Source organism: Dethiosulfatarculus sandiegensis (genome assembly GCF_000931935.2).
GTDB lineage: Bacteria > Desulfobacterota > Desulfarculia > Desulfarculales > Desulfarculaceae > Dethiosulfatarculus > Dethiosulfatarculus sandiegensis.
The window spans coordinates 94520-111352 of record NZ_AZAC01000011.1; the positions used below are offsets into that span (position 1 = coordinate 94520).

The 16833-nt window shown below is 53.5% G+C and carries 14 protein-coding genes; 7 read left to right on the top strand and 7 right to left on the bottom strand.

What is annotated here, in order from left to right:
• The first annotated feature begins 88 nt into the window (after positions 1 to 88).
• From X474_RS08015 to X474_RS08030, 4 genes are all read left to right on the top strand, one after another.
• On the top strand, positions 89 to 547 hold the full coding sequence (locus X474_RS08015; protein WP_082464231.1) for a MarR family winged helix-turn-helix transcriptional regulator: 459 nt from the start codon (positions 89 to 91) through the stop codon (positions 545 to 547).
• A 7-nt stretch (positions 548 to 554) separates the two neighbouring features.
• Complete coding sequence (locus X474_RS08020; protein ID WP_044348016.1) at positions 555 to 1241, top strand: acetate--CoA ligase family protein; 687 nt, start codon at positions 555 to 557, stop codon at positions 1239 to 1241.
• Positions 1234 to 2703: an acetate--CoA ligase family protein gene (locus X474_RS08025; RefSeq protein WP_044348017.1), complete on the top strand. Its 1470-nt coding sequence runs from the start codon at positions 1234 to 1236 to the stop codon at positions 2701 to 2703. Before X474_RS08020 ends, X474_RS08025 begins: the two co-directional genes overlap by 8 nt.
• Positions 2704 to 2854: 151 nt before the next feature.
• Positions 2855 to 4000, top strand: coding sequence for a mechanosensitive ion channel family protein (locus tag X474_RS08030; RefSeq protein ID WP_044348018.1), 1146 nt, complete (start codon positions 2855 to 2857; stop codon positions 3998 to 4000).
• 40 nt (positions 4001 to 4040) lie between these two features.
• Here the strand turns inward: X474_RS08030 and X474_RS08035 are convergent, their stop codons facing one another.
• The 3 genes from X474_RS08035 to X474_RS08045 form a co-directional block, all read right to left on the bottom strand.
• Positions 4041 to 4673, bottom strand: a complete 633-nt coding sequence (locus tag X474_RS08035; RefSeq protein WP_082464232.1) for a pyruvoyl-dependent arginine decarboxylase — start codon at positions 4671 to 4673, stop codon at positions 4041 to 4043.
• Positions 4674 to 4812: 139 nt separating this feature from the next.
• Positions 4813 to 5577, bottom strand: a complete 765-nt coding sequence (locus X474_RS08040; protein WP_044348019.1) for a tectonin domain-containing protein — start codon at positions 5575 to 5577, stop codon at positions 4813 to 4815.
• A 76-nt stretch (positions 5578 to 5653) separates the two neighbouring features.
• Positions 5654 to 6277, bottom strand: a complete 624-nt coding sequence (locus X474_RS08045; protein ID WP_052515002.1) for a TetR/AcrR family transcriptional regulator — start codon at positions 6275 to 6277, stop codon at positions 5654 to 5656.
• A gap of 434 nt (positions 6278 to 6711) precedes the next feature.
• Here X474_RS08045 and X474_RS08050 point away from each other — a divergent pair, with 434 nt between their 5' ends.
• The 3 genes from X474_RS08050 (at position 6712) to pheA (ending at position 10355) form a co-directional block, all read left to right on the top strand.
• Positions 6712 to 7278 carry a helix-turn-helix domain-containing protein gene (locus X474_RS08050; RefSeq protein WP_044348020.1) on the top strand — a complete coding sequence of 189 codons (567 nt, stop codon included), beginning with the start codon at positions 6712 to 6714 and terminating at the stop codon, positions 7276 to 7278.
• Positions 7279 to 7285: 7 nt separating this feature from the next.
• Complete coding sequence (locus tag X474_RS08055) at positions 7286 to 8941, top strand: AMP-binding protein (protein ID WP_044348021.1); 1656 nt, start codon at positions 7286 to 7288, stop codon at positions 8939 to 8941.
• 340 nt (positions 8942 to 9281) lie between these two features.
• Positions 9282 to 10355, top strand: a complete 1074-nt coding sequence (gene pheA / locus X474_RS08060) for a prephenate dehydratase (protein WP_044348023.1) — start codon at positions 9282 to 9284, stop codon at positions 10353 to 10355.
• 205 nt (positions 10356 to 10560) lie between these two features.
• Here pheA and X474_RS08065 read toward each other — a convergent pair whose 3' ends face one another.
• The 4 genes from X474_RS08065 to X474_RS08080 all read right to left on the bottom strand — a co-directional run bounded on the left by X474_RS08065 (position 10561) and on the right by X474_RS08080 (position 16510).
• On the bottom strand, positions 10561 to 12336 hold the full coding sequence (locus X474_RS08065; RefSeq protein WP_044348025.1) for a sensor histidine kinase: 1776 nt from the start codon (positions 12334 to 12336) through the stop codon (positions 10561 to 10563).
• Positions 12337 to 12478: 142 nt separating this feature from the next.
• Positions 12479 to 14464 (bottom strand): heterodisulfide reductase-related iron-sulfur binding cluster, encoded by a 1986-nt coding sequence (locus X474_RS08070; protein ID WP_044348026.1) that lies wholly within the window; start codon positions 14462 to 14464, stop codon positions 12479 to 12481.
• 110 nt (positions 14465 to 14574) lie between these two features.
• A complete protein-coding gene (gene kdsB, locus X474_RS08075; protein ID WP_044348027.1) occupies positions 14575 to 15312 on the bottom strand; it encodes a 3-deoxy-manno-octulosonate cytidylyltransferase in 738 nt (245 codons plus the stop codon).
• Between the two features lie 4 nt (positions 15313 to 15316).
• Entirely contained in the window at positions 15317 to 16510 is a 1194-nt protein-coding gene (locus X474_RS08080; protein ID WP_044348028.1) for a DegT/DnrJ/EryC1/StrS family aminotransferase, read from the bottom strand.
• Between the last annotated feature and the right edge of the window lie 323 nt (positions 16511 to 16833).

The following is a 16833-nucleotide window of genomic DNA, read 5'->3' on the forward strand; positions in this document are numbered from 1 at the left end:
TGAACACCTGCCTGCAGAAGCAGCCCTCAGGTTTCTCAACCAGTGACTCCGTAACTCCCCTTTTTCCGCTGGACATTAGGTTTTTTGTATGCTAACGAATGTTCGCATGCATACGAACTTCCCGGAACCAAAATACTTCCTGTGCTACCTGACCAGCTGCGTAGCCCGCAAGATGACGGCCCACTATGACCGGGTGCTGTCTCCTTTAGGGCTCACAGCCAGGCAAATGATAGCCTTGGACTCACTCTGCTGCAGCGAGGGAGTGAGCCTGGGCGTTTTTGCCGAAAGAGCCGGTATAGGCAAGGCCGCGGCTACAGGCATGATCAAACGCCTGGAGTCCAGGGGCCTGGTCAAAAGCCGTCCGGACCCCAAAGACGGCAGGTTAAACACCCTTTCGCTGACGCCTCTGGGCCAGAAACTGGCCCCGCAAGTGGCGGCCCAGGTCAGCCAGTTGGAGAAGCGCATGGAAGAAGCCATAGGCCAGGAAAAACTAAAAACCATCGTTCAGGGATTGCACACCATTCTGAATCTGGATCTTGAGGAGTGAGCCCAAGATGCAAGCGCAACCATTGTTTAAAAAGCGGTTTTTACAAAGCCTGTCCGAACACCAGTCCAAACTCCTCTTGGCCGAGTGGGGCATCCCCTGCTGCAAAGAAGAGTTGGCCAAAACTCGAAAGCAAGCCATTGACGCGGCGCTCAGAATCGGCCTGCCTGTTGCCATGAAGGCATGTTCACCAACCTTGCCCCATAAAACCCAGCTAAACGCCTTGCGCCTGGATTTGAAGACCGAAGATGAAATCACCAAAGCCTATGACCAACTGAGCAACATGGGCATTGAGAACTTAGAAGGCATCCTGGTGCAGGAGATGGTTCAGGGCAACAGGGAACTGGTCCTGGGAATGGTGCGGGACCCCCAGTTCGGAGCGGCGATAATGTTGGGTCTGGGCGGGGTAATGACCGAAGTCTTTGAAGATATTGCCTTTCGCGCGGCCCCCTTTGACCAAACCGAAGCCCTTGACATGGTGGACCAGCTGAGCTGCGCCAAAATGCTGGGCCCTTTCAGGGGCCAGGAATCAGCATCCCTGAATTCCATTGCAAACTGCCTGGTCGGTCTGGGCGAACTGGGACTGGCCAGGCCGGAGATTCGGGAGATAGATATCAACCCCGTGAAGATAGACACCAGGGGAAACCTGGTGGCTGTGGATGCTCTGGTTGTTCTGGAGGAAAAACTCCATGCCTGAAATAATTGACGCCACCCCTTTGCAGAAAATGACCGCGCCTAAAAGCATCGCCTTTTTCGGTGCTTCCAACAATCCCGCATCCATGGGCACCACCCAGCTCAGATGCCTTTTAAAGATGGGCTATCAGGGGAAAGTCTTCCCCATCCATCCCAGGGAAACCATGGTCCAGGGGCTTCAAGCCTATAAAGATGTAGCGGATCTGCCGGAGGTTCCGGACCTGGCGGTTCTGATCCTGCCCACTAAGGTGGTGATAGATATACTGGATAAGTGCGGACGCCTGGGAATCAAAAAGGCAGTGGTGGTTTCCGGAGGTTTTTTAGAGGTTGGAGGCGAAGGCAAGACCCTGCAGGAAGAACTCAAGGAAACAGCCAAACGGCACGGAATCCGTTTTCTGGGCCCCAATTGCCTGGGCCTGGTGAACACCCATGAAAAACTGAACACTACCTTTTTTCCGTGTGACTGCGACCCCGGGTTCATAGGCATGGTCTCCCAGAGCGGCAGCTTTGTCACCCAAATTTTCACCTATCTCAAACGTTACGGCCTGGGCTTTTCCACCGCCTTCAGCGTGGGCAATGAGGCCAACCTGGATCTGGTGGATTGTCTGGAGCACTTGAGCAGGGACCCTGAGACCAAAGTGATAACCCTATACATCGAGGCCATAAGAAGGGGGCGGGAGTTTATCGAGGCGGCCCGGTCCATTACCCAGACCAAACCCATTGTGGCCTATTATGTGGGCGGCAGCGAGGCCGGCCGTCAGGCCGGGCTTTCCCACACAGGCGCAATGGCGGGCCCTGATCCCCTTTACGAAGGCATTTTCCGTCAGGCCGGGGTGATCCGGGCTGCCACCATCGAGGAATTGTTTGATTTTGCCTGGGTGCTCGGGGCAAGCCCCCTGCCCCAGGGCGATAATATGATCATCCTCACCCACTCCGGCGGCCCAGGGGCGGCCTGTGCCGATGCCTGCGGCAGAGAAGGCCTGAAATTGCCCGAGCTGCCCCTTGACCTGAAAAAGGCCCTGTCAAAATATGTTCCCCATACAGGCTCCTTACGAAACCCGGTGGATGTCACCTTTTCCAAAAATCCCATGGAGTACTTCCGGGACATGCCCCAATTGATCCTGAACAATCCCATGGTGGACGGCCTTCTGATCTATTTCCTGTTGCCCGGTTTCATGGCCGAGCAGGCGCTGGAGGTCATGGGGGTGCCCCAGGAAGAAATCAAGGAAAAAGTAGGGGAATTTATTGACCAGCAGGCCGGGGGCGTGGCCCGCATGATGAAAAACAGTCCCAAGCCTGTGCTGGGATTCTCGTTCATGGAAAGGGACGAGTTGCCGATCCAAGTCGTACAAAAGCAGGGCCTGCCTGTCCTGCCCAGCCCGGAAAGGGCGGCTCGTGCCATGAAGGCATTGTTTTTATACAAAAAATTAAAGGCTAAAAACAACTTTTCACAAGAAGCGGCCTGAATATTTTTTTACCCGGAGGCCCGTACATACCCCAAGCCCCCGGCGTGTCACTAAAAGGACAAGCCGGGGGCACTTTTTTTTCGCCTTGCCCAAGCTCTTGCTTCCGGTTATTGTTTGCCCAAAAGCCAACCCAAAAGTTTAAGGGCTTCAAATGGAAAAGTTGCAACAATTCTGGAAAATCGTTCATGAAGTATGGACCCAGGGTTGGGCGGGAGTGGATATCGGAAAGCTCCTCACCGCCCTTGGCATATTGGTTGTTTTTCTCCTTTTGCGCAGACTCTTTACGAGGTTTATCCTGGACCGCCTGCAAAACCTCACCTCCAAAACCGAGACAACCATTGATGATTACAGCCTAAAGGCCCTGAAAAAGCCTGTCAGTTTTGTTCCGGTGGTGTTGGGGCTGTTCCTTGCCCTGGAATACCTGGAGCTGAAAGGCCCCTTGAGTGTTTTCAGCAACCACCTTTTGAAGTCCCTTATTGTGACGGTTATTTTCTGGGCCGTCTTCAACATGATCCAGCCCCTTTCGCTTTTCTTAAAGCGTATGGAAGAAACCTTTACCACCCCTGTAGTGGCCTGGTTTGTAAAGACCGTAAAGGGGGCGGTTGTGTTTGTAGGGGCCGCCACTGTGTTGGAGATATGGGGCATTGAGATCGGCCCCATAATCGCAGGCCTGGGGCTCTTTGGCGTGGCTGTGGCCTTAGGAGCCCAGGACCTTTTCAAAAACCTCATCTCCGGTCTTTTGATTCTGGTTGAGCGCCGTTTCAGTGTGGGGGACTGGATAAGGGTTGATGGAGTGGTGGAAGGAACCGTGGAAAACATCAATTTCCGCTCCACCCTGGTGCGTCGTTTTGATAAGGCCCCGGTTTTTGTACCCAATCAAAAATTGGCAGACAATGCGGTCACCAACTTCAGCGCCATGATCCATCGCCGCATCTACTGGGCGATTGGGTTGGAATACAGGACCACAATAGACCAGCTGCGTATGGTGCGAGACGAGATTGAGGCCTATATCATAGAGAACCCGGACTTTGTGAATCCGCCCAAAGCCCCGCTTTTTGTACGGGTGGACAAATTCAACAACTCTTCCATTGACCTGATGCTCTATTGCTTTACCGAGACGACTGTCTGGGGGGACTGGCTCCAAATCAAGGAAGCCCTGGCGATCAAGGTAAAGGAAGTGGTGGAAAAGGCCGGATGCGCATTTGCCTTTCCCAGCACTTCGCTTTATGTGGAAACCCTGCCCGAAGACAGGCCGGAGATTTTCACGGTTCCTTCAGAAAAAGAAAAGCGGGCCTAAAGGGATTCTGGCCTTTCCGGCCTTTTTATAACGGCCTGATTTACTTAACCCGGGGGAAGATATAACTTACAAAACCTATGGCAGCCAAGGCTGTGCCCCATTTCTTTTTAACTACAAAGGAAACCAGATTCAGCTTCTGATCATAGGTCTCATATTCAGCCGGGTCATAACGTCGATCAAAAATTCCCTTCAGGGACTGTTCCAGAATTTTGGCAGCGGCTTCCTTGCTGCCGTGCCCCCTGTACTCGGCCGCAAAACCTCCTATATGCTTGCCGTCGGACTTGCGCCGCACCTGTATTCTTCCCACACCGGCTGTGAGCGTGTCACCCTGGCGGCCGTTTATGGCTGCCATGATCGTCTCCAGCACAGCGCCGTGATGGAAATTCTTTTTGGCCTGGGCCAAGGGGATTTCCCTGGCCTCGGGCGGCAAAACAGAGGTGTAGGTCACAATGTTGAAATTCTCGATCCCCGCTTGCAAAAGAGCCAGATCATAGGCCCCGGTCTCCCAGGGGTCGATTCCGGAGCCCAGATCGGTTTGCCCGGCGCCGGTGGTCACAAAATAGTCCTGGGGAATCCGAGGGCCAAACACCGCCTCATCTGCCAAAACCTGTCCGGCCGCCAAAAAGGTGATGACAAGACAAAGCGCAAGGGCAAATCTGTACTTAAACGACATTTCAAACCTCCCGGGGGCTGGCTTTTTAATGATTCTAAAATTCATATAATTAACACATAGTTACTAAAAATTATGAACTAAAAAAGGCTTCCCGGCAAGGGAAGCCTTCAATCTAGAACATCGGGGGGGCTCAAGGATATTAATACCGGTGGTGTCGGGGCCTTTGGCCACGGAAAATCTCGTTTTTGTCATTCACCACCCAGGGGCGTCCTTTGTGGTCCACGGCAATACGCACCGCACCGCCGTCAATCCGTTCCCAGTCACGGCCTGTCCAGTAATGAATGCCGTAACCGCCGGGATAAGATGAGCGTCCGGTCACCCAGACCTGCCCCTTGGGGCCAATGGCTATAGAAGTCGCCCTGCCTGGCATTTTCTCCCAATCGCTTCCCCTCCGGCGATAAATCTCATGATAGCTGTTCACCACCCAGGGGCGTCCCCTGGGATCAACCGCAACCGCAACCGCTCCTCCGTCGATGCGCTCCCAGTCATGGCCTGTCCAGCGGTGAACGCCGTAACCGCCGGGAAAAGACGCCCTGCCGATAACCCAGACCGTGCCGTCGGCCCCTATATCTATGTCTGTGGCCAGGCCGGGCAATTTTTCCCAGCCGTATCCGGACTGTCTGAAGATCTCGCCTTCCGCATTGAGCACCCAGGGCCTTCCCCTGGGATCAACCGCAATGCGAACCGCGCCGCCATCGACCCTTTGCCAGTCATGGCCGTCCCAATGATGTATGCCGTGACCGCCCGGGAAAAATGAAGTGCCGATAACCCAAACACTGCCGTTTGCGCCGATAGCTATATCAAATGCCTTGCCGGGCAGCTTATCCCAGGCAAAGGCCGCTTCGGAAGCCAGAATCAAGATGAAAACCAGACTAAGAAAAAAGCATGTCTTAAATCTACGCATGAATATACATCTCCCGGTTGATATCCCCCCTACGCCATACAGGATAGCCCCGCCTCCTGGCCCAGGCAACCGGGTTTTAACCCACTCTTATACCGTTCAAAAATACGTCTTCAATAAATGAAACTATATCTTCCACTTCCATGGATTCGGGTTCTTCGAGCCAACGCATGAAAAGGCTGATGATCAGGGCGCGTAAAGAAACCTCGGCCGCGCTGGGATCCAATTTACGGAATATTCCACGCTTTATGCCCGAGGTGATGGCCTTGAAAACATGGCCCGCGCAGGCGCGGTAGCGTTCCATGGGCTGAGGGTCCAATCCCCTTTCCATACTGCCCCCAACCCAGGCCGTCTCGCGCAGATAAACCATCATGGCCTTGGGATGCACTGCATAGGTGTGGGCCCCCGCCCTGATATAGGCCCGAATCATCTGCACTTCGTCTTTTGCCTTTTGCATGGCCTTTTTTAATTCATCTTCAAAGGTGCAAACAACCTTAAGCTGGAGGGAATTATAGATTTCCTTTTTTCCGCCCGGGAAAAGCCGATATAAGGTGCCGACCCCGAACTCGGCCATCTGGGCTATCTCCTGCACTCCCGCCCCATTAAAACCCTTTTCCCAGAAAACGCTCACCGCAGCATCCAGAATTTCGTTTCTGTGGCGCAATTGTTCCTTTTCCCTGCGGGTGAGTTTGCTCTGATTCATGGGCATCCTTTCCGGGATTGCTTGGGCGGAGATTATCGTCTGCGCATCGGGGACCGGGTTGCGGCAAACGAAAACGATAATTCCGATTTTGAATACATATTCTATAGCTAAAACGTGACTCTTATGTCAACCTTGGTTTCCTGCCGGGGGAATCACCGGTAAAGCCGATCTTGTTTCTTGTTGCCAAGAAACGCTAAAGGCAATTACTCCGAACCCCGTCAAATTAGGACCTGCGTTGACATGACGAAGGTTCTCCCTGAAAAATTGATAATTATCAGGTAGATGCCGGGACACCACGACAATCATCTTTCCTGCCCGTTTCCGGACAATACTGGCTCAAGGCGTAGCCAGAGTGTATATAAGTTGTTCGGTTTTTTTTCAAATGAGCTCTATTTTAATGAGTTCGGGATCACGATGCACCATGGGAGGGCTGCATGAAAAGTGAAGTGGGACAAAGAATCGCATCTTACCGCAAAAAGCAGAACTTGAGCCTGGAGGAGCTGGCCCTAAGGACCAACCTGGAGAGCGAATTCCTGCGGGCACTTGAAGAAATGGAGACCTACCCCTCTTTGGGGCCTCTGCTTAAGATCGCCCGGGCACTGGGAGTACGCCTGGGCACCTTTCTAGATGACCATTTCACAGATGATCCCCTGGTTACCCGGTTGGAAAAAAGACAACAGCAGATTGTAACCCATCGGGGGGACAAGGCCAAGCCGGAGACCGTCTTCTATTCCCTGGGCAAAGGCAAGGTCGACCGCCATATGGAGCCGTTTTTTGTGGAGCTGATGCCCGAATCCGCTAAAGAGCCGGGCTTGAGCAGCCATGAAGGCGAGGAGTTCATTGTGGTCACAAGCGGCAAGGCCCAGCTCATCTATGGACAGGAGACCTATACCCTGAACACAGGCGACAGTGTGTACTACAACTCCGTGGTTCCCCATCACCTGGGTTGTTATGGCGATGAAAAGGCCACCATCTACGCTGTGCTCTATTTCCCGGAGTAATTTTAAAATGGACCAATCCCGTATTGAAATTCCCAACCGCATCACCCTGGGAGAAATCCTGGACCGGGCCGTGGGCAAAAACCCCGACGGGGACGCCATGGTCTATCTGGACAGGGACTTCCGCCTCACCTACCGAGAATTCAAAGACAGTGTGGATAAGCTGGCCAAGGGCCTCATGGCGCTGGGGGTGGAGCCCGGCCAAAAAGTGGCGATTTGGGCCACCAACGTTCCCTACTGGGTGACTTTGATGTTCGCCACAGCCAAGATAGGGGCGATCCTGGTAACAGTGAACACCCACTACCGCTCGGCTGAACTAGAATACCTGTTGCAGCAATCTGAAACGGAAAACCTGTTTCTGGTCGACACCTACCGGGACTGTGACTTCCTGGACACTGTCTATGAACTTGTTCCCGAGTTGCGCACCCAGGAGCGGGGGCATTTGAACAGCAAGCGCTTCCCTCACCTAAAACGGGTCTGCTTTCTTGATCAAGCCAAGCACAGGGGGATGTTCGCCCTACCGGAGATCATGGATATCTCCCGCATGGTAAGCGAAGAAGAATACCAGGCCAGGCAAAAACAAGTGACCCCGGATCAGGTGGTGAATATGCAGTACACCAGCGGCACCACCGGTTTTCCCAAGGGCGTCATGCTTACTCATACCGGAATCGGCAACAACGGTTTCTGGATAGGCGAGAACCAGAGGCTCACACCCCAAGACCGCATTTGCCTGCCTGTGCCCCTTTTCCATTGCTTTGGCTGCGTGCTCGGCGTGATGGCCGCAATAACCCACGCCAGCACCCTGGTGATCCTGGAGGAATTTGAACCGGTTCAGGTCATGGCCTCGGTGGAGCATGAAAACTGCACCGCCCTTTATGGGGTGCCCACCATGTTCATAGCCATTTTGCAGCATCGCCTGTTTGACAAGTTCAACATGCAGCATCTACGCACCGGCATCATGGCCGGTTCCCCCTGCCCGGTGAAGACCATGAACGAAGTCATGGAAAAAATGAACATGACCGAAATCACCATCTGCTATGGGTTAACCGAAAACTCGCCGGTCCTCACCCAAACCCAGCCCACAGACAATATAAAACGCCGCACAGAGACAGTGGGCAAGATCATGCCGGGCCAGGAAATGAAGCTTATGGACCCGGACACTCTTGAACCCGTGCCCGAAGGGGAGCAGGGCGAGATCTGGTGCCGAGGCTACAGCGTGATGAAGGGATACTACAACAAACCCAGGGAAACCCAGGCGGTGCTCACCAAAGATGGTTGGCTGCGCACCGGCGATATGGGCGCCATTGACAAACACGGCTATCTCTCCATAACAGGCCGCTGTAAGGATATGATCATCAGGGGCGGAGAGAACATCTACCCCAGAGAGATAGAAGAATACCTGCACCGCTGGGAAGGTGTTAAAGACGTGCAGGTGGTGGGCGTGCCGAGTAAAAAATACGGCGAGGAGATTGGGGCCTTTATCCAGCTTGAAAAAGGCGCTGCCTATACGGCGGAAGATATCCGGGACCGCTGCCGGGGACAGATCTCCCGTTTCAAGATTCCCAAGTATGTGACTTTTGTGGAAGAATATCCCCTTACAGCCAGCGGTAAGGTTCAGAAATACAAACTGCGGGATATTTCGGCAGAACTCTGGCCCGATGCCTGATTTTTTTGTGGGGCGAGTTTACAGTTATTCTAAACAGGCTCTTGACAAATTACACGGATAAGATAAAAGGAAGCATGATTCAAACAAAGGCAGACATATCCTCTCAACTTTCTCTGACCAATACAAGGTTAAGGGGAGAAGTGCACTTTTGCCTCTTGAATGGATCATCTGACAAGGGTTTTCGATTTTTCGGCTTTAAGAGCGCCATAGGTGGTGGTCTGTAGCCGGTTTCGTTTAACCCGGAACGAAAAAAGCAAGAGCCCACCGCTAAAGCGGTGGGCTCTTTTTTTATCACAATTTTTAATCAGCCCCTTTTCCCAACAAACAAGGATGCCGCAAAATGACCCACGATGAGGCCTTGGAACTTAAAAACAAAGTAGCTCAAATGGACCGGGAAATCCTGGAACTTTTGAACCGGCGGGCTAAAACAGCGATTCTGCTTGGCCGCAGGAGTTCTTTGCCCCTGCCCGAGGCCTTTGGCGCAGCCAGCCGCAAAGACGCTCTTATGGCTATAAAACAACACAATACCGGCCCCTTGCGAGACGCCCTTTTGGAAAGAGTCTTTGTGGAGGTGGTGAGTGCCTGCCGCAATAACGAACCCCAGGGCAAAATAGCCTGCACCGGTCCCGAAACCTCCTTCACTTTTCAGGCAGCGCAAAGCCATTTCGGCAAAGGTGCAGAATATTCACTGCAATCCTCGATCTGTGAGGTGTTCAGAATGGTGGAAAGGGACCAGGCGATCTTTGGAGTCGTGCCGGTTGATAACAGCCTCACCGGCCCCAGGCACGCCACCCTGGACCGCTTGATTGATTCGGACCTCAAAATAATCGGTGAGATCCTCACCCCCATCACCTATTCCCTCTTGGGTCAGAATAGGGACCTATCCCGGATAAACAAAGTGGCGGGCAAACCCAATCAGCTTGAATTATGCCGGAATTTTTTAAACACCAACCTCTCCCAGGCCGCCTGGATAGAACTCAAGGACGAAGCCCAGGGAGTGGAAATGGTCCTCCAGGACCCCAAAACCGCCCTACTGGCCCCGCCCCAGGCGGCTCAAGTCCATAACCTCTCCATAATTGCCGGGGATATCCAGGATTCGGTCTTTAACCAGACCCGTTTTTTGATCCTGAGCAAGGCCCAGTTGCCGGAGAGCGGCCAGGACAAGACCTCCATCCTTTTTGTGGCCCCCCACCAGCCCGGCGCACTCTTAAACGCCCTGGCCGCCCTGGCGGAGCAAGGCATCAACCTCACCCGCATTGAATCCCGTCCCATCAGGGACAAGCCATGGGATTATTATTTCTTTGCCGATCTGGAAGGCCATGTGGAGCAGCCAGAGGTCCAGCAGGCCCTGGCTTCTCTGGAAAAATGCGTGTCCTTGATCAAGGTCTTTGGCTCCTATGCCAAGGCTGCCTGAACAAAAACCCCGGGCGGAAATCATCCGCCCGGGGTCTATTTCCACCGCCAAAATCCTCCTGGACTTTGGCGGATTCTTCCTTGCCAATATAGCTGTTTTGCCTTTTTTACTTACGCTGCCCGCTTTAACAAAGGCTCCAATTCGGCGGCCCGTCACCCCCGGAGCCCCTAAGATGCGAAGCATTCAGGTATATTCCCGCCGGGTTTCAGTCCTTTTCCGTGACTGGCTCCTGGGGCAGCCAGAAATGAAAAACCGTTCCCTTGCCCTCTTCACTGTCAAACCATATGCGGCCCCCATGGGCCTCAACCGCCATGCGACAAAAGCTCAAGCCCAGACCCGTACTGGTGCGAGGGAGGTTGGTGTCACCGGCCTGGCGGAATTTCTCAAAGATATGCTGATGATATTTCGGGGGGATGCCCTCGCCGGTGTCCTGGATATGAAACACGCCTCCCTTATCCTCACCAGGTTCAGACCATAGAGTTATGCCGCCTTCACCGGGAGTGTGATTAAGGGCATTAGTCAAAAGGTTCTGTATCACCCTTTCCAAGAGCCCCGGATCAGCCTTTAAAAAAACCTCTTTTTCATTCAACACCTTTACGTCTGTACCTTTCAGGCTGATAAGGGTCTTGAATTTATCCACCACCCCCTGGGCCAGTTCGCCCATCTCCACCTGCCGGGGATTTATGGTGAGCCGCCCTTCTTCCAGGCGATCGATCTCCAAAAGGTTCATTATCATGCGTAAAAGGTCGTCAGCCCCCAATAGGGCCAAATCCCTGGCCTCGGCTTGAGTTTGACTCAAATCACCATAAGACAACAGATCCAGGTTGCCCATTATTTCGGCCAAGGGGCCTTTGAGGTCGTGAACCACCATATTGGTCAGGTCGTGACGCAACTGGTCCAACCGGCGCAACTGGGCGTTAACCTCTGCCAGGCGGTCCCTCTCCTCCTGGAGTTCGTCTTTAGCCAGGCTCAGTTCCTTGGTGCGTTCCACCACCTTTTCTTCCAACAACTCGTTGGCCTTGCGCACCTCTATCTCCATACGTTTCAACACCGTTACATCTTTTACGTGAATAATCCCCAGAGAAAAATCCCCCTGGGAATCAAAAACCGGCATGCCGATAACCTCGAAAAATTGGGGTCCGTCATGGCCGGGAGCTTCCACCACCTTGTACTCGCTGGCGCCTTTACGCTCCATCAAGTCAAAACAGTGCAAAAGAGCGGCCCTGATATTGGGGTGAACCCGGGCTTTATCCAGGTACTCCAAGCTCGGCAAACCAACCAGCTTACTGGGGTGAAGCTCGGCCCTTTGGGCCGCTGCCAGGTTAAGTGATTCGATTTTTCCTTCGGGAGTAACAGAGACAATGATATCGTTTAAGGAATCAAAAACAGCGGAAAGTTTGTTGCGGCTTTTAACCAGAATCTTTTTCAGGGTCAGGAGTTCGTTATTGTTGGCCTCCATCTCCCTGGCCTTTTGCTCCACTTTTTTTTGCATCAGGTTATGCTGGGTAATATCTTCGCCCGTGCCAAGCAACCCGACAATCGCGCCTTTCCGGTCAGTAAGCAGACTGCTGGTCCAATAAAGATCCCTTGTTTTTCCCGAAAGAGAGGTTACGCGATATTCCAAAGTCCTGGCAGGTTTGCGAGCCCCGGATAGAACTCCCTGCCATCTTTGCTTGACCCTGTACCTATCGGCTTTGTGCACAAATTTGTCAAACCAGTTCTGCCCCACCACCTGTTTTTCCGTGGCTTCGAGCATCAAAAGGCATTTTTCATTGGCCATCTGAACCGCACCATCGCTGTCTATACCGACCAGCATAGTCGCGGCCATATCAAAAAACGGCTTGGCTTGGGCCAGAAACGAACAAAAATCCTGATCTTGAGGCAACACCCGGGTATACATTCCCGGCCGGTCAAAACGCCCTTCTTGATTTTCCGGAAGTTCCGTGGAAGCAGTATTACTGGTCTTTTGCGCAGCGCTCATCTATTCTCCCGTTTTTGACGACTGGATCCTAAAACTTTGAACCTACCGTTTTTTGCTTACCTTTCCAATAAAAAAACCATACTATTTCAGCATGCAGCGTAATACTTTCAGGGTGGGTATTTTAACATAGGCAGCAAAAAAGCTAACCAGCCAAAGACTCATCGGTGAGGCAGGCCAGATCAACAACCTGTATTTCCTCCTCCAAGTTCATGGCCTTGACTGCGTCGGTAAGCATTATCAAGCACAAAGGGCAGGCCGTAACCAAATATTCAGCGCCGGTCTCCCTGGCCTGGGCCACCCTCAAATGGGATATCTGGGTTTCGGCCCCATCAAGCTCCGCGTTCCACATGCGACCGCCGCCTGCTCCGCAGCAAAGGCTATTCTGATGGTGATCCGCCATCTCCCTGACTGTCAACCCCAGGGATTTCAAGACCCTGCGAGGCGGATCAAAAATGCCGCGGTGCCTCCCCAGATAGCAAGGATCGTGAAAAGCAGCCGTCTTTCCTTCCAGAACACCGGGTTTTATAATCCGGCGTTCAATAAGATTATCCAAAACCTGGCTGTAGTGCCAAACCTCGGGCAGGGAATTTATCTCGGATTTCAATTCTCCGGCCAGGGGAGGATATTCTTGAGTCATGGTATATGCGCAATGGGGACTCATGGTCACCACTTTATGAACTTCCCTTGCCTCCATAAGCTCAAGCGCATCCTCGGCCAGCATTTCAAACAGCCCGTTTTCGCCCAATCTTCTGGCCAGGTCACCGCAACAGGGCTCTTTTTTACCTAAAGCTCCGGTGGTAAGACCGGCCCTCAGCATTATCCGGGCCATGGCCCGGGCCATGGGCGTGGCCGTGGCATCCAGGGAGGTGGTGCAGCCCGCAAACAACAGCCAGTCCACTTTAGCTTTATTTTTGGCCAGATCCACCAAATCAAGTTCCTTGACCCAAGCAGCCTTTTTCTTGCGGGTCGCGCCCCAGGGATTGCCGTATTTAGTCAGGCTGCCCAGGGCCTTGTTCACCGGCCCCGGAACTTCGGTGCCCTGCTCTATCACATTACCACGCATATTCAGCAAAAGATCCAAAGGGCTGTTCATTACCGGGCAAACTTCTTTGCAAGCCCCACAGGTGGTGCAGTAAAAGGCCTCTTGAGCCGAAAGGGTTGTCTCGCTCCCTCTATCTGACAGGCCGCCCTTCCCCAAAAAAACTCCGCCTTGGGGGGCGTTTTTTAAACGTGCGTATTCTGCAAATTCCTTGGTAAAGGCCCTGGGAGAGAGGCCCTCACCTGCCCGGCTGGAAGGGCAAACCAGCTCGCAACGATTACATTGAGCGCAGGCATCGGCGCTCAAAAGGTTTTCAAACCAAAACTCAGCCCCTTTTTCTTCCCAGTCTTCGGCGGAAACATAAACCCGTTTGCGAGTCAGGGCCAGATTCAGGGGAGCGGCCAGGGAATGCCAGAGCTTGAACCAGGGTAAAAAAGCCACCAACGTCAGGGAGGCCAAGGCGTGAATCCACCAGACCCCGGCCAGGGCGGCGGCCCCTGGCGGCTCGGCAGGCCACAAAATACCGGCCAGCCAAAAACCCACAGGCTGGCTCCAACTCCAGGGAGGCCTCACCACAGCCAGCCTGGCGGCCTCGGCCAGAAAACCGGTCAAGCCAACCAACAGTAAAAGAGCCAAAAGTCCCCAATCCTGCCAATTGCCCGGTAAACGGGATCCGGAGAGAATAATCCTCCTTAGAAAAAGTCCTGCCGCGCCGAGCACAAAAACAATGCCTGCCAGATCCAGGGTCAGGGCAAAAACCAGATAAATACGGCCGTTTAAAAAGGTCAAAATCCATTCATGAAAGGATAAAAGACAGGTTCCCAGAAAAAGAATCAAAAAACCCCAAAGGACCATACAGTGAAGCAATGCGGCCAGGGGGTCTTGCATCCATAAACGTCCCAGCAAAAGGCCGTTTTTCACCAAGCCTCCCAAGGAAAATTTAAACCGGGCCGGATAGCCCTTTTGCCAGACAGTTATGCGGGAATAAACGCCTGCTGCAAAAATACAGACCGCCAAAAAGGCCAGCAAATAAAAGGGCCAGGCAGGGCCTGACCCGAAAAAAGTTTCTCTTGCCGCACTAGTATCCATTGAAGCCCCCTTGAGATAAGCACAGGTTCAAGCAAGAACACGCACTTCACCCTTTTTTCGATCTCAAAAGACCGGCAAAAGGTTGCACACCCGGGGGCTTCATCTCTTAATCAGCCCGTCCGGGCCATCAACTCCTCCACCCGCTTGGCGTCTTCAGGGCGATCCACCTCAGGGGAATCCCAGGTGCTCACCACCAGACGGATGGTGCAGCCCTGCTCCAAGGTCCTAAGCTGTTCCAGCTTTTCAATATTCTCCAGCCTGCCGCTTTCAAACTCCTGGAAGCGGTCCAAAAAGGACTTGCGGTAAATGTAAACCCCCAGGTGTTTGTAATAGGTGACTTCTCCACCATCACGGGGATAGGGTATGGCCTGGCGGGAGAAATAAAGGGCATTTCCCTTTTGGTCCATCACGGCCTTGACGTGATTGGGGTCGTCTATCTCTTCGGGCCTGGTTATGACCACCACAGGTGTGGCCATATCCAGGTCCGGTTCTTTTTGCATGGGCGCAGCTATCTGGTCAATCAAGGCAGGGGGCAAAAGCGGCTGATCCCCCTGCACATTGATCACCAGTTCATCAGGACCCAGTCCCAGCTCACCGGCGGCCAATGCCACCCGGTCACTGCCGGTGCGCATCTTGGCCGGGGTCATTATGGCCCTGCCGCCAAAGGCCTCAACAGCCTCCTTGATGCGCTCGTCATCCGTGGCCACAGCCACGGTTTCTACATTTTCAGCCTGGCCCGCCCGTTCCATGACATGCTGGATCATGGGTTTGCCCTGTATCAGGGTCAAAGGCTTGCCCGGAAAACGGCTGGAGCCGTAGCGAGCCGGGATTATTACGTGTAGGGACAATTAACTACCACTCCGACACAGATTGATTAATAGCTTGGGTCATTTGCTTCAGTTTATCTTCATCCCAACCAAGCATGATCTGCCAGGAAAGGCAACGGTCCAAAAGTGCGGTTGTGCGGGGCAAGGCGGCGGGGTCGTAGTTTAAGTCTCCCTCGGGCCGTTTAAAAGGCCAGCCGCTTCTGATCACCGAGGAACCGGCATGAAGGTGCTCCCAATGGGCATAGTTGTGCCAGGTGTTCACCCCCCAGGGCACAGGCGCGGCCCCGTGTTTGGCCAATAATTCGGCCAATTTTTTAGCCTGCTCGGCATCGGGCATGAACCAGGAAATAAAAGTGGCCGTGTCTCCGGCCTCGTCCGGCACATGGCGGAAGGTGAGCCCGGGAACCCTCTCCAGAGCCTCCTTAAGGGCGGCCTTGGTTTGTTTCTGGGTTTCAAGCATCTTCGGCAGCTTGGCCAGCTGAGCCAGACCGACCGCACCCTGCATCTCGTTCATGCGGCAGTTAAAGCCGTAAAAACGGCGTCCCTCATTGCCCCTGCCCACGGGCCTGTGGTCATGACCATGGTCATGATATTCACTTGCCCTGACATAGAGTTCCTCATCATTTGTAATGACCATGCCCCCCTCGCCGCAGGTGAGGGTCTTGACCGGATCAAAGGAAAGGGTGCCCATGCGGCCAAAGGTGCCGAGCGCCTTGCCGTCCAAGGTGCCGCCCACGCTCTGGGCCGTATCCTCCATAACCGGAATGCCGTGTTTGTCCGCCACAGCCATGATCTCTTTGATCCTGGCGGCCGCCCCCATCATGTGCACCGGAATTATAAGACGGGTTTTATCGGTTATCTTGGCCTCAAGGTCTTCGGGGTCCAGGCAAAGGGTGTCGTCGATCTCGCAGAAGACCGGTGTGGCCCCGGCATCCAGAATTGATTCCCAGGTGGCCACAAAGGTGAAGCCCTGGGTGATGACCTCGTCGCCGGGTCCGATCCCCAGGCTGGCCAGGGCCACCTTAAGGGCGGTGGTTCCGCTGGTCACGGCCAGGGCGTGGGAGCAACCGGCGAAATCGGCATAGGCCTTTTCAAACTCGCGGACCGTGTAAACACCTTTACGTTCATTGGCGAATTCGTAACGAAAAAGAACCTTGCGTTCCATGACCTCGGCCACGGCGTTTTTTTCTTCTTCACCCAACCATTCAAATCCAGGCATTTTCACTCCTTTTTGCGCTTAGGCAAGGACACAGAATGTCATTTTGCCTTGCGCCGGGCCAACCGGCTCTCCCACTGGTTGTTCTTTTAAGGCCGGCGGCCAATTAATCGGTTTAAAATATCACAGTCATCACTGAACGCCCTTTAAAAAATTAAGAATCTGCATTTATGCCAAAGGGCCTTTTGCACCCGAAACAAAACTGACAACAGCATAATATTTAAAGGTGGGGCCCAAAATGTGCGTTCAGGAATTTATTCGGGCTTCAGGAGGCGAAAACGGACCGCCCCCTGAAGCGGGTAAGGTCAAAAGCACTTATATCAGGC

What these genes read in the sequence shown, in the direction of transcription:
- X474_RS08015 (WP_082464231.1), top strand. Translation starts at nt 89, where the DNA reads ATGCTAACGAATGTTCGCATGCATACGAACTTCCCGGAACCAAAATAC.
- X474_RS08020 (WP_044348016.1), top strand. Translation starts at nt 555, where the DNA reads ATGCAAGCGCAACCATTGTTTAAAAAGCGGTTTTTACAAAGCCTGTCC.
- X474_RS08025 (WP_044348017.1), top strand. Translation starts at nt 1,234, where the DNA reads ATGCCTGAAATAATTGACGCCACCCCTTTGCAGAAAATGACCGCGCCT.
- X474_RS08030 (WP_044348018.1), top strand. Translation starts at nt 2,855, where the DNA reads ATGGAAAAGTTGCAACAATTCTGGAAAATCGTTCATGAAGTATGGACC.
- X474_RS08035 (WP_082464232.1), bottom strand. Translation starts at nt 4,673, where the DNA reads ATGTCGTTTAAGTACAGATTTGCCCTTGCGCTTTGTCTTGTCATCACC.
- X474_RS08040 (WP_044348019.1), bottom strand. Translation starts at nt 5,577, where the DNA reads ATGCGTAGATTTAAGACATGCTTTTTTCTTAGTCTGGTTTTCATCTTG.
- X474_RS08045 (WP_052515002.1), bottom strand. Translation starts at nt 6,277, where the DNA reads ATGAATCAGAGCAAACTCACCCGCAGGGAAAAGGAACAATTGCGCCAC.
- X474_RS08050 (WP_044348020.1), top strand. Translation starts at nt 6,712, where the DNA reads ATGAAAAGTGAAGTGGGACAAAGAATCGCATCTTACCGCAAAAAGCAG.
- X474_RS08055 (WP_044348021.1), top strand. Translation starts at nt 7,286, where the DNA reads ATGGACCAATCCCGTATTGAAATTCCCAACCGCATCACCCTGGGAGAA.
- pheA (WP_044348023.1), top strand. Translation starts at nt 9,282, where the DNA reads ATGACCCACGATGAGGCCTTGGAACTTAAAAACAAAGTAGCTCAAATG.
- X474_RS08065 (WP_044348025.1), bottom strand. Translation starts at nt 12,336, where the DNA reads ATGAGCGCTGCGCAAAAGACCAGTAATACTGCTTCCACGGAACTTCCG.
- X474_RS08070 (WP_044348026.1), bottom strand. Translation starts at nt 14,464, where the DNA reads ATGGATACTAGTGCGGCAAGAGAAACTTTTTTCGGGTCAGGCCCTGCC.
- X474_RS08080 (WP_044348028.1), bottom strand. Translation starts at nt 16,510, where the DNA reads ATGCCTGGATTTGAATGGTTGGGTGAAGAAGAAAAAAACGCCGTGGCC.